Here is a 23,694-nt window from a genome sequence, read left to right on the forward strand (position 1 = left end):
AGGTCTGCGTCTCGTCAAGCCAGGTCGAAAGCATAAAAAAGCCCCATCAGAGAATTGATGAGGCTATTGTCGTCTACCCGCCGGATCGTTCAACCGATCATTTTGCTTAACCGATCGGTGTTAGGCCTGTGCCGGGTTTTTTTATGCTGCGTAATTCAACAAGTTTCCTAACAAACTATCGCCAGCGACGTTGAAAAACGTTCCCTACGTTTTGGTAGGACGTGCCAGCTAGCACATTACTTATTACGGCGTTCGCGTACAGCAGACGCTAACTGGCGCAGCAGGGATTCCGTGTCTTCCCAGCCAATGCAGGCATCGGTCACACTGCGGCCATAAACCAACGGCTCACCGCTTTCCAGATTCTGATTGCCTTCGACCAGATGGCTTTCCACCATCACGCCCATAATCGCTTTCTCGCCCTGCGCGATCTGGCCGCAGACGTCGGTACAGACATCCATCTGCTTTTTGAACTGCTTGCTACTGTTCGCATGGCTGAAATCGATCATGACCTGCGGTGTCAGGCCCGCTTTTTCCAGACCGATCTTCACGTCTTTCACATGCTCAGCGCTGTAGTTCGGCGTTTTACCGCCGCGCAAAATGATGTGGCAATCGTTGTTACCGCTGGTGTTCACGATAGCCGAGTGGCCCCATTTGGTCACAGACAGGAAACAGTGTGGTGCACTGGCGGCGTTGATCGCATCAATCGCGACTTTGATCGTACCGTCGGTGCCGTTTTTAAAGCCGACAGGGCATGACAGGCCGGATGCCAGTTCACGGTGTACCTGAGATTCCGTCGTACGTGCGCCGATAGCGCCCCAGCTCATCAAATCCGCCATGTATTGCGGGGTGATCATATCCAGAAACTCACCCGCAGCCGGTAAACCGATGTCGTTAATTTCCAGCAGCAGCTGACGTGCAATGCGCAAGCCGTCATTGATCTGGAAGCTGTTATCCATGTGCGGATCGTTGATCAGCCCTTTCCAGCCAATCGTGGTGCGTGGTTTTTCAAAATAAACCCGCATAACCACTTCCAGATCGTCGCTCAGTTCGTTACGCAGCGTCAGCAAACGCGCGGCATACTCTTTTGCTGCTTTCGTATCGTGGATCGAGCAAGGACCAATGACCACCAGCAGGCGGTCGTCATTGCCGTTAAGAATTTTATGGATGGCAGTACGCGCGAACGATACCGTTTCCGCTGCCTTCTCCGTGGCTGGAAACTTTTCTAGCAAAGCAACCGGCGGCAAAAGTTCATTAATCTCTTTAATTCTTAAATCATCATTTTGGTAATTCATAAATAAATCCATCGGTTCCGAAACGGTATGTTAGCCCCATCCAATACGCGCCATCCCGCCTATACGGGTAGCCTGAGAAACGGGATGTTTCATATTGAAGATTGATTATTATATGTCAAGCTGGTGTTGTCAGGGCGCTGAAATCAGCGGGATTTACGCGATCAAATGCTCTCAGATGCCGCATCCGTCCTATTTTCATCAGAAAATAGCTCAACTGACAGATCGGGTGAATGACAGAATAGGTTTTCTCTGCGGGTTTCAGTAAAGTGGGATAAAACCGCAACTCAGGGTGATCTATGGCACATAATCACAGCCACACGGAATCCGGCAACAGTAAACGTCTGCTGGCCGCGTTTATCATTACCGCCACGTTTATGGTGGGAGAAGTCATTGGGGGTCTGCTGTCCGGCTCCCTCGCCTTATTGGCAGATGCAGGCCATATGTTAACGGACGCCGCCGCGCTGTTCGTTGCGCTTGTCGCCGTGCGTTTCGCACAGCGTAAGCCCAATGCACGCCATACCTTTGGCTATTTGCGACTCACGACCCTCGCCGCCTTTGTGAACGCGCTGACGCTGATACTGATTACCGCCTTCATCTTCTGGGAAGCCATTCAGCGCTTCTATGATCCCCAGCCCGTTGCGGGCGTGCCTATGCTGCTTGTCGCCGTTGCCGGTTTGGTGGCAAATATCATGGCATTTTGGCTGTTACACCATGGCAGTGAAGAGAAAAATATTAACGTCCGCGCGGCGGCCCTGCATGTGCTGGGCGACCTGCTCGGATCCGTTGGTGCGATTGCCGCAGCCATTATCATTCTTTATACCAACTGGACACCTATCGACCCGATTCTCTCTATTTTGGTGTCGTGTCTGGTGCTGCGTAGTGCGTGGGCGTTATTGAAAGAGAGTATTCATGAGTTGCTGGAAGGTACGCCCGGACAACTTAGCGTTGAGGTTCTACAGAAAGATCTGACGCTGAATATTCCCGAAGTCAGAAACATCCACCATGTTCACTTATGGCAGGTTGGCGAAAAACCGATGATGACGCTGCATGCACAGGTGGTTCCCCCTCACGATCACGATGCGTTGTTAAGGCGGATTCAGGAATATTTACTGAAGCATTACCAGATTGAACACGCGACGGTTCAGATGGAATATCAACGCTGTGATGATGACCACTGCGCTTTCCACTATCAGGAAAGTCATTATCATGAAAGCCATGATGCAGAAAATCACCACCACAAGCATTAAGTTTGGACTACACGCCGTGTGAAACCGCGCTGACGCGGTTCTCCTGCGCGCTCTTAATCCACAGCCAAGAGCCGTTCAGGGCAATCAGCGTCAGAATCGCGTACTCTACCGCCATCGCGTAGACGCCCTGATAAGCAAAAATCACCACGCTTATCACATCAATCACCACCCACAGCAGCCAGTTTTCGACGTATTTACGCGTCATCAGAATCATCGCCACAATCGACAGCACCATCATGGTGGAATCCCAGAATGGGAACGCATCTGGCTGGAGAGTCGGCATCTGCACAGACAGCCCCAGCCCCTGCATGCCGGAAACAGCAATACGCGTCAGCACAGCAAACACTGCGTCAATGTAGAACGTCATCAAACCAATCGCGACAATACACGCCACCGACCAGCCAATCAGTTTCTGCACTGGCAGCCAGCGGATACGTAACTCCACTTCCTGCGAATCCGTCTTACGCGTCCAGGCATACCAGCCATAGATATTGGCGACAAAGAAGAAGATTTGCAGCAACAGGCTAGCGTAAAGCTGAATCTGGAAAAAGATCACGGCAAACAACGTGACGTTAATCAACCCAAACAGATAGTTGATGGTTTTTTCCTGACTCGCGAACCAGATACACAGCAGGCCAAACAGCGTGCCAATCGCCTCAATCCAGGAAAGATCGTATCCCCCTTCCCCCAAAGGGATATGAATTAAAATATTGCTGGTACTAAAAAAATCCATCTCATCACCCTGTCTCAATTATTGTAAAAAAATCTCTATCAAGATGCCCAAGATCTCCGTCAGGCATTCCCTTTAACACGCAATTTTAGCGAAGCCGCAAAATCCAGCATGCGATTCAGCGGGATTAACGCGCCTTCTCGCAGGGCTGCATCAACATGAATCTCATGAGCGTCACCGCCTTGCTCCAGACCGTTAGCAATCGCCTCCAGCCCATTCATCGCCATCCACGGACAGTGGGCGCAGCTGCGGCAGGTGGCCCCTTCTCCCGCTGTCGGCGCTTCCAACAACGTTTTCTCCGGACAGGCCTGCTGCATCTTGTAGAAAATGCCGCGATCGGTCGCCACAATCAGTTCGCGCTGCGGCAGCGTTTTCGCCGCCTGAATGAGCTGGCTGGTTGACCCAACGGCGTCAGCCATCTCTACCACGCTCTGTGGCGATTCCGGATGGACCAAAATTGCCGCGTCGGGGTACAGAATCTTCATGCGCTGCAGCGCCTGCGTTTTAAATTCATCGTGCACAATGCACGCGCCCTGCCAGCACAGCACATCCGCCCCTGTCTGCTTTTGTACATAGCTTCCCAGATGACGGTCCGGTGCCCAGATAATCTTTTCCCCCAGGCTATCCAGATGCTCGATCAGTTCCACCGCGATGCTGGATGTTACCACCCAATCAGCACGTGCTTTCACTGCCGCGGAGGTATTGGCATACACCACCACCGTTCTGTCCGGGTGCGCATCGCAAAAACGGCTGAACTCATCGACGGGACAACCAAGATCGAGCGAGCATTCTGCTTCCAGCGTGGGCATCAGAATCGTCTTTTCCGGGTTGAGTATCTTGGCGGTCTCTCCCATAAAGCGGACACCCGCCACCAGCAGCGTTGATGCCGAATGGGTGCTGCCGAAGCGCGCCATTTCCAGCGAGTCCGCTACACAGCCGCCCGTTTCTTCCGCCAGCGCCTGAATTTCAGGATCGGTATAATAGTGCGCGACCATGACAGCATTTCTTTCCCGCAGCAGCGTTTTTATCCTGCTCCGATAGTGCTGTTTTGCATCAGCCGATAAAGGCCTAGGCTTCGGCGGAAAGGGATAAATGGTCTCATTGCTATCAAAAAGGATACTCATTATAAATTTCCACGATGACAACTCGGGTTGTAACACCAGATACTCATTAATCATCAGCACTGACGTTTTTTATCCTAAACAAAATACCGAAAACCTGCCCTAAAGTCGCGGTGTTTTTTCCATAAAACCCGCAATTTTGTTTATTATGCTTAAAATCGTGAGATGAAATGCGTAAGTGGCATCCAACCAATTACTCGATCTGTTCGCCCCGCACAAGGTCATCATCCATGCCATGGAGATGAATGAAGGCGGGCACAGCCAGGTCGAGTTTGCCAGCTACATCGAGCTAGCCAAGAGCATCAGCCCGCAAGGAAAGCATATTTATGTCTGTAGCAAAAGCGTGCCGCTTACCGATCAGGAAGTAACACAAATCTTTAGCGGCGACATGCCTTCGATCGTCAGCCGCTAATCAGATGCTGCGCTTTAGGCGAAGAAGCGATGCCAGTATAGAGAGATAGGAATAACCAGTACCAAAGCAGGCAGGAAGTTAACCACCGCAAATGATTTGATCTGCGCGATCCTCAGCCCTACGGCAATCATGATAATCCCGCCACAGGCAGAAAAATCACCCATCGTGATGTCTGTCATAAAGGGCATAATCAATTTGGCGGAGAAGAACAGCAGCGTCTGGACAATAATCTGTGGTATCGCAATCGACATCACGGCAAGGCCAAGCGTAATGGAGAAAATCAGCGCGGTGAAAATATCCAAAGCAGATTTGATAATCAGCAGTTGATAATCGCCGGTTAGCCCTTCGGTCAACGCCCCCACCACACCGGTCCCACTGGCACAAAACAGGACGATCAACGCGGTAAAGTTCTGAGTGTAGACATCCTGCGGCAAGCGGTGCTCCTGTGCAGGCAGCACGCGGTTTAATCCCTTCTGAATCATCGTGCCAGCCCACTGCACACCAGACTCCATGCGGAGCAGCTCGCCTAACGCCACGCCAATCACGATAGCCAGCGCTACCGCAGGCAACTGCTGGACTTTAACAACCAGCGTGATCCCCATTGCAATCGACACCATCGCAAACGCTGGCGGCAGGCCATCTTGCAAACGCTGAGGGATAAAACGACGTAAAGCAATACCCAGCCCGCTACCAATCAAGATAGCGGCACCATTAATCAACGGACCAATCATATATCTTCCTAAACAGGGCTACACGCGCTTCCCTGTGGCAATGACTCCATCCCTGCTCGATAGGATTAAAAAACAGTTCCTGACGGGTTATATAGTCCATAGAGAGGGGTAAAAATCTAATATACCGCAAAGCCTTACCGAGTAGGGAATGATGATGGGTTTTATCTCATCGATACAGTGTACACGAGCGTTGTTGTCTCAACGTGGATTAATGCGAGGAAGGAATACTACTGCTGAAATGGCGAGCTGTGCAGGATACACTCGGCCTTCGTGGTCAACGTTAACGCGTGCTGTCTCGCTTCGATCAGCTAGAACGTGCGACCAATTAGTTGAAAGCCACTGTGTTTATTATGCAGGTAATTAGAAAAGCGAAGGTTGTTTAGTTTGGAATTGTATTGCTAGAAGATGGTGGGTCGTGCAGGATGACTTAAAATGAATTTATTCGAGAAAGGAATGCTACTGCTGAAATGGTGGGTCGTGCAGGATTCGAACCTGCGACCAATTGATTAAAAGTCAACTGCTCTACCGACTGAGCTAACGACCCGCAATGCGGAACTACTTGATACTTACTGGCGCTATGCTTACTGATAATACTTTTGAAATTGGTGGGTCGTGCAGGATTCGAACCTGCGACCAATTGATTAAAAGTCAACTGCTCTACCGACTGAGCTAACGACCCAATTTCATGCTGCTTTAGCGTTTTGCTATTTGCCTTGGCAACGGCGGCACATATTACTGATTTAAATTTTCAGCGCAACCTATTTTCTTAAAAAACTGTTTGATTGCCTACTCTTAAGACGTTTAGGCACAAAAACCGCTCATGATGCGCAATTTTTGTGCCAATTAATACGGTATTACGATCCGGCTAAACGCTTTTGCGCCTGCTTTGCACTTTCCGTATTGGGGTACATTTTTACAACCTGCTGGTAAACGGCCTTGGCTTTATCTGCCTGACCTTTTTCCTGCATGATCACCCCAACCTTCAGCAAGGCTTCAGAACTTTTTGGTGACTTAGGATAATTTTTAACAACGTTGGCGAAATAGTACGCCGCATCGTCCTTTTTCCCCTTGTTGTAATTCAACTGACCAAGCCAATAGTTAGCATTAGGTTGATACGTTGAATCGGGGTACTTCTTGACGAATGCCTGAAATGCGCTGATAGCCTGATCGTACTGTTTTTTCTCCAGTACGAGCGCGACTGCGGCATTGTAATCAGTATTAGCATCACCCGTACTGGCCGGTGCCGCCGTATTGGCAGCACCGGTATCAGTCCCCGCCGCAGCGGCAGGCGTGCCATCTGTCGTCGGTGTAGAAGATGATTGCGAACTTAATCCATCAATCTGCTGATAGATCTGTTTCTGCCGTTCAACAACCTGATTCAACTGATACTGACTTTCCTGAATCTGCCCACGGAGGCTGTCAATATCACGCTGATTATCAGAGAGCTGCTGTTGAAGTTGGGTTAAAAGCTGACTGTGAGCGTTAGAAATACGCTCCAATTGAGTGACGCGGTCTTCGACCGAGCCTGAGCCGACATTACTGATTGGCGCTTGGGCAGTAGCGGCCCAAGGGACCGCTACGCCAACCAGTAACGACAGACCCAACAGGTGACGTCTGAAGTTACTGCTCATGCGATTCTCTTAATATACCAGAACGGCACGACGGTTTTTGGCATACGCCGCTTCGTCATGGCCGAGAACAGCTGGTTTCTCTTTACCGTAAGAAACGATAGAGATCTGATCGGAAGAAACGCCTTTACCTTGCAGGTACATTTGTACCGCATTGGCACGACGCTCACCCAGAGCGATGTTGTATTCTGGCGTACCACGTTCGTCCGCGTGACCTTCGATAGTCACTTTGTAAGACGGGTTGCTACGCAGGAATGCAGCGTGTGCGTCCAGCATCTGAGCGAATTCAGAGCTCACATCGTACTTGTCCAGACCGAAGTAAACGATGTTGTTGCGCTGTAATTCTTGCATCTGCAAACGAGCTTGTTCAGAAGAAGACATGTTACCGCCGTCCATCATGCCGTTGTTGCCAGCACCCATGGAAGATTGGTCATTGTCCGCGTTCTTGTTGGAGCTACAAGCGGCCACTGCCAGTACCGGCAGAGCCAACATCAGGCCTTTCAGCACTTTATTGAATTGCATTTCTTATGTCCTTTGACGAGTTTATTGTACATATCTGTACTTATAGATACGGCGACCAGGCAGGGAATTTAACCTGTCCATCAGTAGCCGGAAGACGCGCTTTGAAACGCCCATCTGTCGAAACCAGCTGTAGCACTGAACCCAGCCCTTGTTTGGAACTGTAGATCACCATCGTGCCATTCGGTGCGATACTTGGCGTTTCGTCCAGGAACGTGTCCGTCAATACTTGTACGGCACCCGTTACCAGATCCAGTTTGGAAATATGCTGAGCCCCACCATTCGAGCTCACCGTTACCAAAAATTTCCCGTCGGCGCTCACATCGGCGTCCTGATTCTGAGAACCTTCCCAGGTCAGACGCTGTGGCGCGCCGCCGTTAGCATTCACTTTATAAACCTGCGGACGACCAGCCTGGTCTGAAGTATAGGCCAAGGTCTGACTGTCTGGGAACCAGGTTGGTTCCGTGTTATTGCTGCGACCATCGGTCACCTGGCTGATTTGCCCCGATCCCAGATTCATCACATACAGATTCAGGCTACCGCTCTTAGACAGTGCGAAGGCCAACTTGCTGCCATCAGGAGAGAAAGAAGGCGCACCGTTGTGACGCGGGAAGGAAGCAACCTGACGGATTGCACCATTTGCCAGCGTCTGAATAACCAACGCAGAACGACCACTTTCAAATGTTACATAGGCGAGTTTGCTGCCGTCTGCGGACCAAGCCGGGGACATCAGCGGCTGCGGTGAACGGTGAACCACAAACTGGTTGTAGCCATCGTAGTCTGCAACGCGCAGTTCATAAGGGAACTGACCACCGTTGGTCTGAACAACGTAAGCGATACGGGTACGGAACGCACCTTTGATACCACTCAGTTTTTCAAACACTTCATCACTGGCCGTGTGCGCAGCATAACGCAACCATTGCTTGGTCACTTTGAACTGGTTCTGCGCCAATACATTACCTGGGTTACCGGAGGTATCAACGAGCTGGTAAGAAACCAGATAGCTGCCATCAGCGCTCGGTTGCACCTGACCAACAACAACCGCATCGATGCCCAACGCCGTCCATGCAGCAGGCGTCACTTCGGATGCTGTTGCAGGTTGCTGAGGCATACGGTTTGCGTCGATCGGGTTGAATTTGCCGCTGTTACGTAAGTCAGCACCGACGATGCCGCCGACGTCTTCAGGCGCAGCGCCCGGGCCCGCCCATTTGAACGGAACCACACCGATAGGACGTGCAGAGTCTACCCCTTGGGTAATCTCTATACGTACTTCCGCGTGAACAACCGCAGTCCACAGCATTAAAAAGCTTAATGCAACTTTCAGTACTTGCTTCATCTCATCTCCCTTATCCAGACGCGAAGTCTACGATAAATTAGCAGAATTTTAACAAAAACAAACCAATGTCAACAAAACAACATAACCTGGTTTATTTACCATCGTAATAATCTTAAATCTATTGGGTAAACAGCCCGGTTACTGCGGTTTAAAGTCTATCGGCGCATTTTTGAAAGCCTCATAAACCTCTGGACTTGGTGGCTTCGGTATTCTGGCCTGTTTGGCAGCCGCAATAGCCGCCTGACATAACGCCGGATCGCCGCCTTCAGCAGTGACGTCAATCAGCAGACCATCTGGCGCCAGCTTAATCCGTAAGGTACAGGTGCGACCTTTGTAGAGCTGCCAGTCATAAAACTTGCTCTGAATGGCTGAACGCACCTGACTACCATAGCTATCAAGCGCTGCACCTGATGCACCGCTCTTCTTATTATTACCTGTGCCCGCAGGTGCACCGCCGCCAGACTTCGGCGCATTTTTCGATGAAGCCAGTCCGCCCAGCAAATCATCAACGGCGCTTTCCTGCTTAGCGGCCTCTGCTGCCGCTTTCTTTTTCTCATCAGCAGCTTTCTTAGCCGCAGTTGCAGCTTCTGCTTTCTTCGCTGCTTCAGCATCGGCTTTTTGCTTAGCGGCATCGGCTGCTGCTTTTTGTTTAGCTTGTTCAGCCTCTGCGGCTGCTTTTGCTGCTTCTGCTTTAGCGGTCTCTGCAGCCTTCTGCTTGGCGGCTTCAGCCGCTTTTTCTTTAGCCTCTTCTTCCGCCTGCTTTTTGGCAGCAGCGGCCGCAGCAGCTTGTTTCTTCGCTTCGTCTTCCGCTTTCTTCTTAGCGTCTGCCGCCGCTTTCGCCTGTTGTTCAGCTTCAGCCTTCGCTTTTGCCGCTGCAGCTTCGGCTTGCTTCTGCTGTTCTTTTGCCTGCTGAGCGGCCGCTTCAGACTGCTTACGCTGTTCAGCCTGCTCCTGAGCCTGCTTTTTCGCCTCTTCCTGCGCTTGCAGACGCTCTTTTTCCAGTTCTTTCAGCCGCTGCTGTTCAGCCGCTTGCTTCTGTTGAAGCTCTTCGGCCTGCCGTTCAGCTTGCTTTTGACGCTGCTGTTCAGAACGTTTTGCATCCGTCTGCTGCTGCTGCTGCCGGTTATACTGCTCCACCACTGCGCTCGGATCGACCATGACGGCATCAATTGACGAGCCTCCGCCGCCTCCGCTGGCATCCATCGTTTGCGTCGACGAACTCCAAAGCAGCAAAGCAATCAGTATGATGTGCAAAACAGCCGAGATAATAACGGCGCGTTTCAGCTTATCGTTTTGTTCGTTTGCCTTTAGCACAAGCGATTCCCAAAAACAGTGTTGCCAGAAATAGGCTTAACGATCATTACCGTGATGCGCTCATTTAAATCGGTTGTGTCATCAAACCAACGGATTTTACGCCAGCCTGATGCAACAAATTCAACGCTTTAATGATCTCATCATAAGGAACATCCTTCGCGCCACCAATCAAAAAGACCGTCTTAGGGTTGGTTGCCAGCCGTGATTGCGCTTCAGCAACCACCTGCTCTGCCGGAAGTTGTTCCATACGGTTTTGTTCAACAACCAGGCTATATTGCCCTATGCCTGAAACCTCTACGATCACGGGCGGATTGTCATTGCTGGAGACCGTTTTTGAGTCGGTCGCATCCGGCAGATCCACCTCAACGCTCTGCGTAATAATCGGGGCTGTCGCCATAAAAATCAGCAACAGCACCAACAACACGTCCAGTAACGGGACAATGTTGATCTCGGATTTCAGCTCGCGACGGCCTCTGCGTACTCGTGCCATGATCCCCCCTGATTACTTGCTGTTGTCGCTGGAGAACGCCTGACGGTGCAGGATCGCGATGAACTCTTCGGTAAAGTTGTCGTAGTTCTGCTCCAGTTTGCCTACCCGTTGGCTCAGGCGGTTGTACGCCATGACCGCAGGAATCGCCGCAAACAAGCCAATTGCCGTTGCAATCAAAGCTTCGGCAATACCAGGGGCAACCATTTGCAAGGTTGCCTGCTTCACGGCGCCCAGCGCGATGAAGGCATGCATAATTCCCCAAACGGTACCGAACAGGCCGATATACGGGCTGATAGAACCCACGGTTCCCAAAAAGGGAATGTGCGTTTCCAGCGTTTCCAACTCACGATTCATTGAAATACGCATTGCACGGGACGCCCCTTCCACTACGGCTTCCGGCGCATGACTGTTGGCACGATGCAACCGCGCAAATTCTTTGAAACCTGAATGGAAGATTTGTTCAGTGCCCGTCAGGCTATCGCGACGAGTTTGACTTTCCTGATAGAGGCGCGACAGTTCGATGCCAGACCAAAATTTGTCCTCGAACGCCTCAGCCTCACGCGTCGCCGAGTTCAGAATTCGGGTACGTTGAATAATGATCGCCCAGGAAGCGATAGAAAAACAGATTAAAATCAGCATGATTAGTTTGACCAGAAGGCTTGCCTTCAGGAACAAATCAAAAACGTTCATGTCAGTCACTGCTTGAACTCCGCGACAATAGACTTAGGAAGCGCAATTGGCTTCATTTGATGTGGATCGATGCATGCGATCAATACTTCAGCATGGCTTAGCAGGGTGCCGTGAGCATTGAGAATACGCTGTGCGAAAGTCATAGAAGCGCCACGCAGCGAGATAACCTCACTTTGCACTTCCAGCATGTCATCAAGGCGCGCAGGAGCAAGATACTCCACCGTCATCCGACGAACAGCAAACGCGACATGCTCACTGAGCAAGGCTTGCTGGTGAAAGTTGCGTTCACGCAACGCCTCGGTTCTTGCCCTTTCATAAAAGGCAACATAGCGCGCATGGTAGACAACGCCACCTGCATCAGTGTCTTCAAAGTAGACTCGAACTGGCCAGCGAAACAACGAATTACTCACTCTACATCCCAGTAATGCATTAAACCTCGCTACTATACGCAAGAGAAATGAGGTTTGGAATGGATTGTGACAGCGGAAAGAAAATAATTATGGGCTGCAAGCAACCCATAACTAAATGGAATAGGAGGCTATTTTAGCCGAAGAAATAGTACAATCCTGCGCACAGGATCACAAAGGCGGGAAGTGGTGCGAAAAACGCGCGCCAGAGCAGGCGATGTGGACGAAAACCAACACCATGAACAACGCCAGCGCAAACGGCCCAAATCAACAGCAGCCCCTGCCAAACCGCGAGTTCACTGGTCCGCGCCGCAAAGCGCGTCGGATCCCAGAATACACAGCCGGCCAGCAGCAACGCCATGATAAGGGAAAGAGCCCTTAACGGGCTCTTATCCATCAGGCGATAGAGTTTATCGACCAGATCACTCATTGCTTATCTTCTTCAGCCGCTTTGCTTGCCTCACTCTGCTCAATAGCCAGGGCCGTGATGATCCCCAGTGAGCAAGCAAGAAGCGTTCCGAGTATCCAGGCAAAATACCACATAAATTAAGCTCCTTACTTAGTACATAGAGTGAGTGTTTTGCTCAATCTGCTCTTTGGTAATGCGACCGAACATCTTGTAGTAACACCATGCGGTATAAGACAGCACGATAGGAACGAAAATTATCGCAACCACAGTCATGACTTTCAGCGTCAGCAGGCTTGATGTTGCATCCCATACCGTCAAGCTGACGTTAGGCACAGTCACTGACGGCATGATGAACGGGAACATAGCAATCCCTGCAGTCAGAATCACACAAGCGATAGTCAGAGAGGAGAACAGGAATGCCCAAGCCCCTTTCTCTGCACGTGCCATAAGGGTAGTCAGCACTGGCAGCACTACGCCCAGAACAGGGATAGCCCACAATACCGGATGGTTATTGAAGTTGCTCAGCCAGGCACCTGCTTGCTGAACGACTTCTTTACGCAGCGGGTTAGATTCAGCCGCGGTGTTAATCGCAGACGTCACCACATAACCATCAATACCGTAAACAACCCATACGCCAGCCAGAGCAAACGTCACCATCATCACCAGCGCGGAAATCTGCGCAGCGGATTTGGAACGCACGTGCAGGTCACCCGTGGTCCGCATCATCAGGTAGGTTGCACCCTGAGTCAGGATCATCGTCAGGCTAACCACACCAGCCAACAGGCCAAACGGGTTCAGCAATTGGAAGAAGTTTCCGGTGTAGTACAGACGCAGATATTCATCAACGTGGAACGGCACGCCCTGCAACAGGTTACCAAATGCCACACCAATCACTACCGGTGGGACAAAGCTACCGATGAAGATGCCCCAGTCCCACATACCACGCCAGCGCGGATCTTCGATTTTTGAACGGTAATCGAAGCCAACAGGACGGAAGAACAACGAGGCCAGCACCAGAATCATGGCAATGTAGAAACCGGAGAACGCAGCAGCGTAAACCATCGGCCAGGCAGCAAACAACGCACCACCAGCGGTAATCAGCCAAACCTGGTTACCGTCCCAGTGCGGCGCAATGCTGTTAATCATGACACGACGCTCGGTATCACCACGTCCCATCAGACGCACCAGAATGCCCACGCCCATGTCAAAACCATCAGTGATAGCGAAGCCAATCAGCAAAATACCGATCAACAGCCACCAGATAAAACGTAAGACTTCATATTCAAACATAGTGGACTCCTGTTTACCGTGCTTCCTGCGCAGCCGCTATAGGTTGTTCAAAATGGTAGCGCCCTGTTTTCAGGCTGCTTGGCCCCAGACGTGCGAATTTGAACATCAGATACATTTCTGCAATCAGGAAGAGCGTATACAGACCACAGATCAGCCCCATGGAGAACAGAATATCCCCTGCGGTCAGTGATGACGTCGCAACGGCTGTCGGTAGAATCTCACCGATAGCCCAAGGCTGACGGCCGTATTCAGCCACAAACCAGCCGGCTTCGATAGCAATCCACGGTAGCGGAATACCGTACAACGCCGTACGGAGCAGCCAACGTTTCTGACCAATTTTGTTGCGCAGAACACTCCAGAAGGACAGGCCGATGATTAACAGCATCAGAACGCCACAGCCCACCATGATACGGAAAGAGAAATACAGCGGTGCAACGCGCGGGATAGAATCTTTAACAGCCTGTTGAATCTGCGTTTCTGTCGCATCAGAGACTTTCGGCGTATAGCGTTTCAGCAGTAAGCCATAGCCCAGATCCTGCTTAGCTTGATCGAACGCTGCTTTTACTGCCGGGTCGGTGTTGCCCGCGCGTAATTCTTCCAGCAACTGGTAAGCCTTCATACCATTGCGAATACGCACTTCATGCATCACCAGCAGTTCTTTCAGACCCGTCACTTCTTTGTCAGTAGAACGCGTGGCAATGAGCCCCAGAGCATAAGGGATCTTGATGGCATAGTTATTTTCCATCGTATCCTGATTGGGGATGCCGATCAGCGTAAAGGATGCCGGTGCAGGTTGCGTTTCCCATTCTGCTTCAATTGCCGCCAGTTTGGTTTTCTGTACGTCACCCATTTCATAACCGGATTCATCACCCAGTACAATAACGGACAGAACAGAAGCCATACCGAAGCTTGCTGCGATAGCGAATGAACGCTTGGCAAACGCCATGTCACGGCCTTTCAGCAGATAGTAAGAACTGACACCCAGAATGAACATCGCGCCCGTACAGTAACCTGCCGCTACCGTGTGAACGAATTTCACCTGAGCAACCGGGTTCAGTACCAGATCGGCGAAGCTCACCATTTCCATACGCATGGTTTCGAAATTGAAATCCGATGCGATGGGGTTCTGCATCCAGCCATTGGCAACCAGAATCCACAGCGCGGAGAAGTTAGAGCCTAACGCGACCAGCCAAGTCACGGCCATATGCTGCACTTTTCCTAAACGGTCCCAGCCGAAGAAGAACAAGCCAACAAAGGTCGATTCCAGGAAGAATGCCATCAGGCCTTCAATCGCTAGCGGCGCGCCGAAAATATCCCCGACGTAGTGAGAGAAATATGACCAGTTGGTCCCGAATTGAAACTCCATGGTCAATCCGGTAGCGACACCCAGAGCAAAGTTAATTGCGAATAACTTGCCCCAGAACTTGGTCATATCTTTATAGATTTGTTTGCCGGACAGCACATATACCGTTTCCATAATCGCCAACAAAAACGCCATCCCCAGCGTTAATGGTACGAATAGAAAATGGTACATTGCAGTTAAGGCAAACTGTAAACGTGACAGTTCGACTACATCAAACATTTTGACTCCTTGCTCCTCGCAGGAAGGGATTAGCTTGCAAACGCTGACAAGCTGCCAAACATCCGGCCATTACACCCAAAAAGAACACAACAAGAATTGCTTTAACACAGGCTGTAATGAACGCTAGAAATACCGTTCACCAGGGCAGTCGCATCGCGATACCCCGACAGCAAGCTCAAGATAAATCACAAGTATTACAAATCGCGTACCCCATAGGGAGGTAGTCGTATATTACGCCTGTAATCCCCTACAATAAATAGGTTTTTACGTGACCCAGACTAGGTTTTTGGCTTCAAATCAACTTTTCCACTAAACAACGCGAAAGACGATAATTGACCTCGCGCAATTTAAGCCTATTTCAGAAATTATATCTAGAGGCGTTTTTTGATCTAAAACAATTTAACGCTTTTCTCGTGATTACCGCGTTGCATTAATTTCCTTATTACACTCATTGTTAATGCAATGTGACTTTTAGGTTTAATTAAAATTAATTCGGCAATATAATTTTTACTTTCCGTTATCGATTATTCACATGCATTTTTTTATCTTCTATTTTATGTCAAATTTCTATTTTTTCTTGCTGACAACGACGCTGTATTTTCGCCGTGAACTCCCCTGCCCTTCCCCCTGTGCCGCCTGCTTGTGACGATCCATGACAAAGCGGAGACCAAAAGGCCTCCGCTGTGGTTACACACGTAGCAAGATGCTGCGATTTACTTCTTCGCTTTCATCCGCTCAATGGCTTTATCGTAAACCGTGTTACTTTTCTGGCTTCTTGCAAGCTCATAATGCTGAAGTGCATCGCTGAACTGACCCGCATTCTCGTAAATTTTTGCAATATTGTAGTACGAGCTGGCACGCGTGGTTGCCGCATTGCTACCATTAGCCAGCGCAATCGCTTTACGGTTGGCCCAAATGGCTTCGGCAATATTGCCGCGCTTTTGATAGGTCAGACCCAGATTGCTATATGCCTGACCAAACGCACTGTCCTGATCGATCGCGGCCAGAAACAGCGTTGTGGCCTGCTCTAGCTCACCGCGCCCATAAGCGGCTTCACCGTCGCGATTGAGGCTTTTTGCCAGCGCGGTATTCCCGGTAACTGAAGTGGCGGTCTGCGTCGGGTTGAGCACCATTGGCAGCGCATTACCATCCTTCGCTTTTGAGAAATCGGCCTCGCCAACGGCATTGATGTCTTCAAAGTCACCGTTAGGGTTAAGACGGAAAACCGTCCAAACATTTCCTACCTTGTTCAGTGGGACTGAATATGCCCGTACCTGTGAACTTCCAACATAGACAAATACTTTTGCACTACTTGCGGAAAGCGCTGATGAATTAGCCTTATCACCATTTGAATAATCATGAACAGCATAAATATAACTTTCGCCTAAACGCTTTTTATCAATGGTGATCGTTTCCGGGCCGAAACTATCGGTATCATCAACATCAAGATTGGCATCGCGTCCTTTCTTATGTTGGAAATAAACATGATTACCCGGATAAATAAGGTGGGAATCTAAATCAAAAGGTTGTTCACCCCAGGTTAATACAATTCGCATGCCATCCAGATTTTTCATTACTGGACTAATAGCATAGGTCATTCCATCGCACGGGCATTTTACCACCAGATCGGAATAACCTTCTTTTTTAATGATCAGCAGACTGTCTTGATCCACCTCGAACGGCGCGTTAAGCCCCACGCGGCCTGTGGCATCAGAGCGAGCAGTTACTGACTGTGCTCCGTTCTTCTGTAGAATCACAGTGGCATCATCAATCTTTTTATCTTTAATCGTCGCACTTAGCACTTCAATATTAATAGACTGCGCGTTGGCCGCGCAGGTAAATGCAGATAATGCCAAAATCAGCGCTTTTATATTTCCTTTCACACAACATCCCCTAAGGCAAATTAATTAATCATTCCCTGCTTACACAAACCCAATGAGATAATCATCATTTCTGTTTATCATTCATCGCTTTTCAAGCGCGCGAATTATCCAATAAACCCCCGAAAAAGTCATGCGCAATTCAATTGCACCTATTAACGTCGAGGATTAAATTTGAATAAAAAAAAGCCACCCGAAGGTGGCTGGTATATTTAATCGAATAATCGATTAACGCGCTAATATCGCTTTTACAGCATCGCCGATATCTGCCAGGCTGCGAACGGTTTTAACACCCGCCGCTTCTAACGCCGCGAATTTATCGTCAGCGGTGCCTTTACCACCGGCGATGATGGCGCCAGCGTGGCCCATACGCTTACCTTTCGGTGCCGTCACACCCGCGATGTAGCCGACAACCGGCTTCGTCACGTGCTCTTTAATGTAGGCAGCAGCTTCTTCTTCCGCCGTACCGCCGATTTCACCGATCATCACGATGGCTTCCGTCTGCGGATCCTGCTCAAACAGCTTCAGAATATCGATGAAGTTAGAACCTGGGATCGGATCGCCGCCGATACCCACACAGCTTGACTGACCCAGACCCGCATCGGTCGTTTGCTTCACCGCTTCATACGTCAGCGTACCGGAACGAGAAACGATACCCACTTTACCCGGCAGGTGAATATGGCCCGGCATGATACCGATCTTACATTCTCCCGGCGTGATCACACCTGGGCAGTTCGGACCGATCATCCGCACACCGCTCTGATCAAGTTTCACTTTCACCGTCAGCATATCCAGCGTCGGGATACCTTCGGTGATACAGATTATCAGCTCAATACCTGCGTCAATCGCTTCCAGAATGGAGTCTTTACAGAACGGAGCGGGAACGTAGATAACGGATGCCGTTGCGCCCGTCGCTTCTACCGCTTCACGTACCGTATTAAATACGGGCAGACCCAGATGTTCCGTGCCGCCTTTACCCGGCGTCACACCGCCAACCATTTGCGTACCGTAAGCAAGTGCTTGCTCAGAGTGGAATGTCCCCTGACTACCGGTAAAACCCTGACAGATAACTTTGGTATTTTTATTAATCAGAATGGACATTATTTACCCTCCACAGCTGCAACAACCTGCTGAGCAGCACCCGTCAGGCTGGTCGCGGCAATAATATTCAGGCCGCTATCCGCCAGTTTCTTGGCACCCAGCTCCGCATTGTTTCCTTCAAGACGTACCACAACCGGTACGTTAACACCCACTTCGGCTACGGCGCCGATGATGCCGTCAGCGATCAAATCGCAACGTACGATGCCACCAAAGATGTTAACAAAGACAGCTTTTACCTTGTCGTCAGACAGGATAATTTTGAACGCTTCAGTAACACGTTCTTTCGTCGCGCCGCCGCCAACATCGAGGAAGTTCGCAGGAGCACCACCGTGCAGCTTCACGATGTCCATCGTGCCCATCGCCAGACCGGCACCGTTGACCATACAGCCAATGTTGCCATCCAGCGCAACATAGTTCAGTTCCCACTGTGCCGCATGCGCTTCACGGGAATCTTCCTGACTTGGGTCGCGCATTTCACGCAGTTCAGGCTGACGGAACAGGGCATTGCCGTCCGCGCCCAATTTGCCATCCAGACAGATCAGGTCGCCCTGCTTGGTGATAACCAGCGGGTTGATTTCTACCAGCGCCAGATCGCGCTCCAGGAACAGCGTAGCCAGACCCATGAAGATTTTGGTGAACTGAGCAACTTGCTTACCGCTTAAGCCCAGTTTGAAAGCCAACTCACGGCCTTGATAAGGCTGTGGGCCTACCAGTGGATCGATCGCCGCTTTATGAATCAGCTCAGGCGTTTCTTCTGCCACTTTTTCAATTTCTACGCCACCTTCGGTGGACGCCATGAACACCACGCGACGCGTGCCACGGTCAACAACTGCGCCCAGATAAAGCTCTTTGTCGATATCCGTTGCAGCTTCAACCAGGATCTGATGAACCGGCTGACCCTGTGCGTCAGTTTGATAAGTAACGAGTTTTTTACCCAGCCAGTTTTCAGCAAAGGCGCGGATATCTTCTTTATTGCTGACGACTTTAACGCCGCCCGCTTTACCGCGACCGCCTGCGTGAACCTGACATTTTACGACCCACGGACCCGCACCAATTTTAGACGCGGCTTCTTCCGCTTCACGCGGAGTGGTACAGGCATAGCCGGTCGGTGCCGGTAAACCATATCGAGCAAAGAGTTGTTTTGCCTGATACTCGTGTAAATTCATGATGTTCTATCCATTTAGGTTTGGAGATAAGTCGGCAGACGGTTTGTCATCACCGAATCTTTCGGTAGAGAAAATCGCCATTAACTCTCTGATATATTTGGATAACGCCGTTGAAAAGAAACGGCCTGCATAGCACATAATCTGGTATATCGTTTCGGGCGGAAACCGTCAGGGTTATCCGCCCGAGAGCCTATCTGTCGGACTAAACGTCTAACAGCAGACGCGCTGGATCTTCCAGCATCTCTTTCACTGTCACCAGGAAGCCAACGGATTCACGGCCGTCAACCAAACGGTGATCGTAAGACAGCGCCAGATACATCATCGGCAGAATAACGACCTGACCATCAACCGCCATCGGACGATCTTTAATGGCGTGCATACCCAGAATCGCACTCTGCGGTGGGTTGATGATTGGGGTAGACATCAGAGAGCCAAAGACGCCGCCGTTGGTAATGGTGAAATTACCACCCAGCAGTTCTTCAACCGTCAGTTTGCCGTCACGGCCTTTCACGGCCAGCTCTTTGATGCGCTTCTCGATGTCGGCCATGCCCAGCGCATCCACATCACGCAGGACTGGCGTAACCAGACCACGCGGGGTAGACACCGCGATGCTGACATCGAAGTAGTTGTGGTAAACCACATCTTCGCCATCAATAGACGCATTCACTTCTGGATAACGCTTCAGCGCTTCGACCACGGCTTTGATGTAGAAGGACATGAAGCCCAGACGTACACCATGACGCTTCTCAAATGCGTCGCCGTACTGCTTACGCAGATCCATGATTGGCTGCATGTTGATTTCGTTGAACGTCGTCAACATTGCCGTGCTGTTTTTCGCTTCCAGCAGACGCTCTGCAACACGCTTACGCAGGCGCGTCATCGGTACGCGTTTTTCGCTGCGCGCGCCCAGAGCTGGTGCCGGAGAAGCCGCCGGGGCTTCAGACTTAGGCGCTTTACCAGACTCTTTCTTCTGGGCAGCCAAATGCTTATCTACGTCTTCACGGGTAATTCGACCGCCTACGCCGCTGCCTTTGATAGCAGAAGCATCGAGATCGTGCTCTGCAATCAGGCGGCGGATCGCCGGGCTGAGCGCGTCGCTGTTCTCTTCTTCCAGCCCAGCCGTATGACGCTGTGCCGGTGTTGATTCTTTGCTTTGTGATTTCTCGCTGGTTTCTTTACCAGAGCTGTCGCCACGACGAATGCGACCCAGCAGTTGGCGAGACGTTACTGTCGCGCCTTCCTCTTCCAGCACGGCATCCAGAATGCCCGCTTCAGAGGCAGGAACTTCCAGTACAACTTTGTCAGTTTCAATTTCAACCAGTACTTCATCGCGCTCGACGCTATCGCCTGGCTTTTTATGCCAGGTCGCAACAGTGGCGTCAGCGACGGATTCAGGCAGGTCGGGTACATGAATATCTACGCTACTCATTATCTATCCTTTTATTTAATCAACGTTCAGCGCGTCATCGACCAGATCTTGCTGTTGTTTCTGGTGTACGGACATATAGCCAACGGCGGGTGATGCAGACGCCGGGCGTCCTGCGTAACGTAAAGAAGCCCCAAACGGAATCACTTCACGGAAATGGTGCTGACTGCAATACCAGGCTCCCTGATTCAGCGGCTCTTCCTGACACCACACGAAATCATGAACATGGGCAAACGATTCCAGCGCAGCTTGAACGGCCTGATGCGGGAACGGATAAAGCTGTTCGATACGGACGATCGCGACATTCTTTTGCTCGTTCTTGCGGCGCTGTTCTACCAAATCATAGTAGACCTTGCCGGAACAAAGCACGACACGCTTCACGGCTGCCGGATCTAATTCTTCTACTTCACCAATCGCCGGCTGGAAGGAACCATTTGCCAGTTCATCCAGTGAAGAGATCGCCAGCGGATGGCGCAGCAGAGATTTCGGTGACATGACCACCAGCGGACGGCGCATCCCGCGCAGCGCCTGACGGCGAAGCATGTGATAAACCTGCGCTGGCGTTGACGGAATACAGACCTGCATATTTTGCTCAGCGCACAGCTGCAGATAGCGTTCCAGTCTGGCAGACGAGTGCTCAGGGCCTTGACCTTCGTAACCGTGCGGCAGCAGCATGACCAGACCACACATACGGCCCCACTTCTGCTCACCGGAGCTGATGAACTGATCGATAACGACCTGCGCACCGTTGGCGAAGTCACCGAACTGCGCTTCCCAGATAGTCAGGGTGCGAGGTTCTGCGGTCGCATAGCCGTATTCAAACGCCAGAATCGCCTCTTCAGACAATACGGAGTCCCAGACGTTAAACTCGCCCTGTCCGTTATGCACGTGGTTCAACGGCGTGTAGCTGGAACCATTTTTCTGGTTATGCACGACAGCATGACGATGGAAGAACGTACCGCGACCGCTGTCCTCACCAGACAGACGAATCGGAATGCCTTCATCGACCAGCGTAGCGTAAGCCAGCGTTTCTGCCCCGCCCCAGTCAAACGGTTTGTTGCCCGCCGCCATTTCGGCACGGTCAGCATAAACTTTGGCAACACGAGGATGGATCTCAATCCCTTCCGGCACTTCGCTGATACGCTTCGCCAGTTCCTGCAAGCGTTTCATTTCCGTTGCATGCGGATAAGGCTCATCCCACTCATGGTTCAGATACGGCGTCCAGGTAAAGGACTGCATATCCATCTGACGCCATTCTTCCACCACACATTCACCCGCATCCAGCGCATCGCGGTACAGGTTGACCATTTCGGTGGCATCTTCCAGCGTAATGGATTTTTCCTGCTCCAGACGATCGGCGTATACCTTACGCGGCGTCGGGTGTTTCTTGATCTTCTGGTACATCATCGGCTGCGTTGCACTTGGCTCGTCAGCTTCGTTATGACCATGACGGCGATAACAAATCAGATCGATGAACACATCGCGCTTAAACTCATTACGGAAATCCAGCGCCAGACGCGTAACAAACGCCACCGCTTCCGGGTCGTCTGCATTAACGTGGAAAATCGGTGCCTGCACCATCTTGCCGATATCGGTACAGTATTCGGTTGAGCGAATGTCCAGCGGGTTAGAGGTGGTAAAGCCGATACGGTTGTTGATTACAATACGCAGTGTGCCGCCAACTTCGTAGCCACGCACCGTCGACATGTTCAGCAGTTCCTGTACCACGCCCTGACCGCTGATTGCTGCATCACCGTGAATAGTGATAGGTAAAACACGCGGACCGCTCTGGCTATTCAGACGATCGAGACGCGCACGGACAGACCCTGTTACTACCGGGCTGACGATTTCGAGGTGCGATGGGTTGAACGCCAGCGCCAAATGCACCAGACCGCCAGCCGTCTCGAATTCAGACGAGAAGCCCTGGTGATATTTCACGTCACCGGTACCGAGGTGTTCTTTATGCTTGCCAGCGAACTCGTCGAACAGATCCTGAGATTTTTTGCCCAATACGTTGATCAGCACGTTGAGGCGACCACGGTGTGCCATCCCCAATACGACTTCGCGAGTATCGTTTGCACCCGCATGACGAATCAGCTCTTTCAGCATCGGAACCAGTGCATCACCGCCTTCCAGCGAGAAACGCTTGGCACCAGGATATTTGGCACCCAGATAACGCTCCAGCCCTTCGGCTGCGGTTAACTCTTTCAGGAAACGGCGTTTCTCTTCCAGAGAGAATGACGGTTGCCCCATTACCGATTCGATACGCTGCTGGATCCAACGTTTCTCTTCCGTACTGGTCATATGCATATATTCCGCACCGATAGAACCGCAATAGGTGCGTTTCAGCGCGTCATACAGGTCTTCCAGCTTCATGGTGTCTTTGCCGATGGCAAAAGAGCCCACGTTGAAGGATTCCTGCAAGTCATCCTGCGTCAGGTTGTGGTAAGCCAGATCCAATTCTGCAACGGGTTCCTGCGGACGCAGGAAGATCGGGTCCAGGTTAGCTTGCTGATGTCCACGGAAGCGGAACGCATTGATCAGCTGCAAGACCTTGACCTGCTTAGCATCAATATCGGGATCGGTGACTGACGAGGTAAAGCGCGATGAGTCTTTCGCCAGACGGCGGAAATATTCACGCGTTTTGGAATGGAGTTGATCCGGTTTGACCCCACTCGTAGGCAATTGCTGGAAGATCGAGCGCCAGCTATGTTCGATCGAGTCAGGATCGGTTAAAAAATCTTCATAGAGTTGCTCTATGTAGGACTGATTCGCACCCGCCAAATAGGAGGAATCCAGCCAGGCCTTCATCGCGCCGTTCTGCATCATGATCCCTTAAGCTAATAAGCTTCAGTTTTCGCCGTGGTTAACATGTAATTAGTGTCCGTATATCGTTCGCCGTACAAACGGTTCATTTGTCGTA

The 23,694-nt window shown here is 50.9% G+C and carries 21 protein-coding genes, 2 tRNA genes and 1 pseudogene; 2 read left to right on the forward strand and 22 right to left on the reverse strand.

The genetic code is table 11. The features are described 5' to 3' along the window. Nucleotides 1-236 precede the first annotated feature (236 nt). Nucleotides 237-1,292, reverse strand: coding sequence for a 3-deoxy-7-phosphoheptulonate synthase AroG (aroG, locus tag Q3A88_RS05345; RefSeq protein ID WP_039275579.1), 1,056 nt, complete (start codon nt 1,290-1,292; stop codon nt 237-239). 296 nt (nt 1,293-1,588) lie between these two features. Between aroG and zitB the strand changes: the two genes are divergently transcribed. Then, a complete protein-coding gene (gene zitB / locus Q3A88_RS05350; RefSeq protein WP_317177546.1) occupies nt 1,589-2,539 on the forward strand; it encodes a CDF family zinc transporter ZitB in 951 nt (316 codons plus the stop codon). A gap of 7 nt (nt 2,540-2,546) precedes the next feature. Here zitB and pnuC read toward each other — a convergent pair whose 3' ends face one another. Both pnuC and nadA read right to left on the reverse strand, forming a co-directional pair. Beyond that, nucleotides 2,547-3,272, reverse strand: a complete 726-nt coding sequence (gene pnuC, locus Q3A88_RS05355) for a nicotinamide riboside transporter PnuC (RefSeq protein ID WP_233990102.1) — start codon at nt 3,270-3,272, stop codon at nt 2,547-2,549. 59 nt (nt 3,273-3,331) lie between these two features. Next, entirely contained in the window at nt 3,332-4,393 is a 1,062-nt protein-coding gene (nadA, locus tag Q3A88_RS05360; protein WP_014914683.1) for a quinolinate synthase NadA, read from the reverse strand. A 175-nt stretch (nt 4,394-4,568) separates the two neighbouring features. Between nadA and Q3A88_RS05365 the strand changes: the two are divergent. Next, nucleotides 4,569-4,802, forward strand: a pseudogene (locus Q3A88_RS05365) (hypothetical protein); the annotation flags it as partial. A 14-nt stretch (nt 4,803-4,816) separates the two neighbouring features. On the opposite strand, the gene Q3A88_RS05370 reads toward Q3A88_RS05365, so the two are convergent. The 19 genes from Q3A88_RS05370 to sucA all read right to left on the reverse strand — a co-directional run bounded on the left by Q3A88_RS05370 (nt 4,817) and on the right by sucA (nt 23,597). Then, nucleotides 4,817-5,533, reverse strand: coding sequence for a DUF554 domain-containing protein (locus Q3A88_RS05370; protein ID WP_014914681.1), 717 nt, complete (start codon nt 5,531-5,533; stop codon nt 4,817-4,819). Nucleotides 5,534-6,001: 468 nt separating this feature from the next. Beyond that, nucleotides 6,002-6,077, reverse strand: a tRNA-Lys gene (locus Q3A88_RS05375). Nucleotides 6,078-6,136: 59 nt separating this feature from the next. Further along, a tRNA-Lys gene (locus tag Q3A88_RS05380) sits at nt 6,137-6,212 on the reverse strand. A gap of 175 nt (nt 6,213-6,387) precedes the next feature. Beyond that, a complete protein-coding gene (gene cpoB / locus Q3A88_RS05385) occupies nt 6,388-7,164 on the reverse strand; it encodes a cell division protein CpoB (RefSeq protein WP_015839528.1) in 777 nt (258 codons plus the stop codon). A 9-nt stretch (nt 7,165-7,173) separates the two neighbouring features. Continuing rightward, a complete protein-coding gene (gene pal, locus Q3A88_RS05390) occupies nt 7,174-7,683 on the reverse strand; it encodes a peptidoglycan-associated lipoprotein Pal (RefSeq protein ID WP_010299226.1) in 510 nt (169 codons plus the stop codon). 40 nt (nt 7,684-7,723) lie between these two features. Beyond that, a complete protein-coding gene (gene tolB, locus Q3A88_RS05395; RefSeq protein WP_014914680.1) occupies nt 7,724-9,016 on the reverse strand; it encodes a Tol-Pal system beta propeller repeat protein TolB in 1,293 nt (430 codons plus the stop codon). 138 nt (nt 9,017-9,154) lie between these two features. Beyond that, the gene (gene tolA / locus Q3A88_RS05400; protein ID WP_317177548.1) at nt 9,155-10,330 is read right to left on the reverse strand and encodes a cell envelope integrity protein TolA; all 1,176 of its coding nucleotides are present in this window, start codon (nt 10,328-10,330) and stop codon (nt 9,155-9,157) included. Nucleotides 10,331-10,394: 64 nt separating this feature from the next. Then, nucleotides 10,395-10,820 (reverse strand): colicin uptake protein TolR, encoded by a 426-nt coding sequence (gene tolR / locus Q3A88_RS05405; RefSeq protein WP_005973933.1) that lies wholly within the window; start codon nt 10,818-10,820, stop codon nt 10,395-10,397. Nucleotides 10,821-10,832: 12 nt separating this feature from the next. Then, complete coding sequence (gene tolQ / locus Q3A88_RS05410; protein ID WP_110163617.1) at nt 10,833-11,519, reverse strand: Tol-Pal system protein TolQ; 687 nt, start codon at nt 11,517-11,519, stop codon at nt 10,833-10,835. Then, nucleotides 11,516-11,920 (reverse strand): tol-pal system-associated acyl-CoA thioesterase, encoded by a 405-nt coding sequence (gene ybgC / locus Q3A88_RS05415; protein ID WP_095698888.1) that lies wholly within the window; start codon nt 11,918-11,920, stop codon nt 11,516-11,518. The genes tolQ and ybgC overlap by 4 nt, the downstream gene beginning before the upstream one ends. Nucleotides 11,921-12,053: 133 nt before the next feature. Beyond that, nucleotides 12,054-12,347 (reverse strand): cyd operon protein YbgE, encoded by a 294-nt coding sequence (ybgE, locus tag Q3A88_RS05420; RefSeq protein WP_010285015.1) that lies wholly within the window; start codon nt 12,345-12,347, stop codon nt 12,054-12,056. Next, on the reverse strand, nt 12,344-12,460 hold the full coding sequence (cydX, locus tag Q3A88_RS05425) for a cytochrome bd-I oxidase subunit CydX (RefSeq protein ID WP_011092952.1): 117 nt from the start codon (nt 12,458-12,460) through the stop codon (nt 12,344-12,346). The genes ybgE and cydX overlap by 4 nt, the downstream gene beginning before the upstream one ends. Before the next feature lie 16 nt (nt 12,461-12,476). Continuing rightward, the gene (gene cydB / locus Q3A88_RS05430) at nt 12,477-13,616 is read right to left on the reverse strand and encodes a cytochrome d ubiquinol oxidase subunit II (protein WP_317177549.1); all 1,140 of its coding nucleotides are present in this window, start codon (nt 13,614-13,616) and stop codon (nt 12,477-12,479) included. Between the two features lie 13 nt (nt 13,617-13,629). Next, a complete protein-coding gene (cydA, locus tag Q3A88_RS05435) occupies nt 13,630-15,198 on the reverse strand; it encodes a cytochrome ubiquinol oxidase subunit I (protein ID WP_014914676.1) in 1,569 nt (522 codons plus the stop codon). A gap of 713 nt (nt 15,199-15,911) precedes the next feature. Beyond that, nucleotides 15,912-17,081 carry a YfaP family protein gene (locus Q3A88_RS05440; protein ID WP_100017321.1) on the reverse strand — a complete coding sequence of 390 codons (1,170 nt, stop codon included), beginning with the start codon at nt 17,079-17,081 and terminating at the stop codon, nt 15,912-15,914. A gap of 225 nt (nt 17,082-17,306) precedes the next feature. Continuing rightward, a complete protein-coding gene (gene sucD / locus Q3A88_RS05445) occupies nt 17,307-18,179 on the reverse strand; it encodes a succinate--CoA ligase subunit alpha (protein WP_014914674.1) in 873 nt (290 codons plus the stop codon). Then, nucleotides 18,179-19,345 carry an ADP-forming succinate--CoA ligase subunit beta gene (gene sucC, locus Q3A88_RS05450; RefSeq protein ID WP_010285004.1) on the reverse strand — a complete coding sequence of 389 codons (1,167 nt, stop codon included), beginning with the start codon at nt 19,343-19,345 and terminating at the stop codon, nt 18,179-18,181. The genes sucD and sucC overlap by 1 nt, the downstream gene beginning before the upstream one ends. 202 nt (nt 19,346-19,547) lie before the next feature. Then, the gene (odhB, locus tag Q3A88_RS05455) at nt 19,548-20,774 is read right to left on the reverse strand and encodes a 2-oxoglutarate dehydrogenase complex dihydrolipoyllysine-residue succinyltransferase (RefSeq protein WP_014914672.1); all 1,227 of its coding nucleotides are present in this window, start codon (nt 20,772-20,774) and stop codon (nt 19,548-19,550) included. Nucleotides 20,775-20,789: 15 nt separating this feature from the next. Continuing rightward, on the reverse strand, nt 20,790-23,597 hold the full coding sequence (sucA, locus tag Q3A88_RS05460; protein WP_014914671.1) for a 2-oxoglutarate dehydrogenase E1 component: 2,808 nt from the start codon (nt 23,595-23,597) through the stop codon (nt 20,790-20,792). Nucleotides 23,598-23,694 lie beyond the last annotated feature (97 nt).

This window comes from Pectobacterium sp. HCp5_1 (assembly GCF_032905925.1).
GTDB classification, from domain to species: domain Bacteria; phylum Pseudomonadota; class Gammaproteobacteria; order Enterobacterales; family Enterobacteriaceae; genus Pectobacterium; species Pectobacterium brasiliense_A.

Bases quoted from the DNA above. Each gene is read 5' to 3' on its own strand.
- aroG (WP_039275579.1), bottom strand. From the start codon at position 1,292: ATGAATTACCAAAATGATGATTTAAGAATTAAAGAGATTAATGAACTT.
- zitB (WP_317177546.1), top strand. From the start codon at position 1,589: ATGGCACATAATCACAGCCACACGGAATCCGGCAACAGTAAACGTCTG.
- pnuC (WP_233990102.1), bottom strand. From the start codon at position 3,272: ATGGATTTTTTTAGTACCAGCAATATTTTAATTCATATCCCTTTGGGG.
- nadA (WP_014914683.1), bottom strand. From the start codon at position 4,393: ATGAGTATCCTTTTTGATAGCAATGAGACCATTTATCCCTTTCCGCCG.
- Q3A88_RS05370 (WP_014914681.1), bottom strand. From the start codon at position 5,533: ATGATTGGTCCGTTGATTAATGGTGCCGCTATCTTGATTGGTAGCGGG.
- cpoB (WP_015839528.1), bottom strand. From the start codon at position 7,164: ATGAGCAGTAACTTCAGACGTCACCTGTTGGGTCTGTCGTTACTGGTT.
- pal (WP_010299226.1), bottom strand. From the start codon at position 7,683: ATGCAATTCAATAAAGTGCTGAAAGGCCTGATGTTGGCTCTGCCGGTA.
- tolB (WP_014914680.1), bottom strand. From the start codon at position 9,016: ATGAAGCAAGTACTGAAAGTTGCATTAAGCTTTTTAATGCTGTGGACT.
- tolR (WP_005973933.1), bottom strand. From the start codon at position 10,820: ATGGCACGAGTACGCAGAGGCCGTCGCGAGCTGAAATCCGAGATCAAC.
- ybgE (WP_010285015.1), bottom strand. From the start codon at position 12,347: ATGAGTGATCTGGTCGATAAACTCTATCGCCTGATGGATAAGAGCCCG.
- cydX (WP_011092952.1), bottom strand. From the start codon at position 12,460: ATGTGGTATTTTGCCTGGATACTCGGAACGCTTCTTGCTTGCTCACTG.
- cydB (WP_317177549.1), bottom strand. From the start codon at position 13,616: ATGTTTGAATATGAAGTCTTACGTTTTATCTGGTGGCTGTTGATCGGT.
- cydA (WP_014914676.1), bottom strand. From the start codon at position 15,198: ATGTTTGATGTAGTCGAACTGTCACGTTTACAGTTTGCCTTAACTGCA.
- sucD (WP_014914674.1), bottom strand. From the start codon at position 18,179: ATGTCCATTCTGATTAATAAAAATACCAAAGTTATCTGTCAGGGTTTT.
- sucC (WP_010285004.1), bottom strand. From the start codon at position 19,345: ATGAATTTACACGAGTATCAGGCAAAACAACTCTTTGCTCGATATGGT.
- odhB (WP_014914672.1), bottom strand. From the start codon at position 20,774: ATGAGTAGCGTAGATATTCATGTACCCGACCTGCCTGAATCCGTCGCT.
- sucA (WP_014914671.1), bottom strand. From the start codon at position 23,597: ATGCAGAACGGCGCGATGAAGGCCTGGCTGGATTCCTCCTATTTGGCG.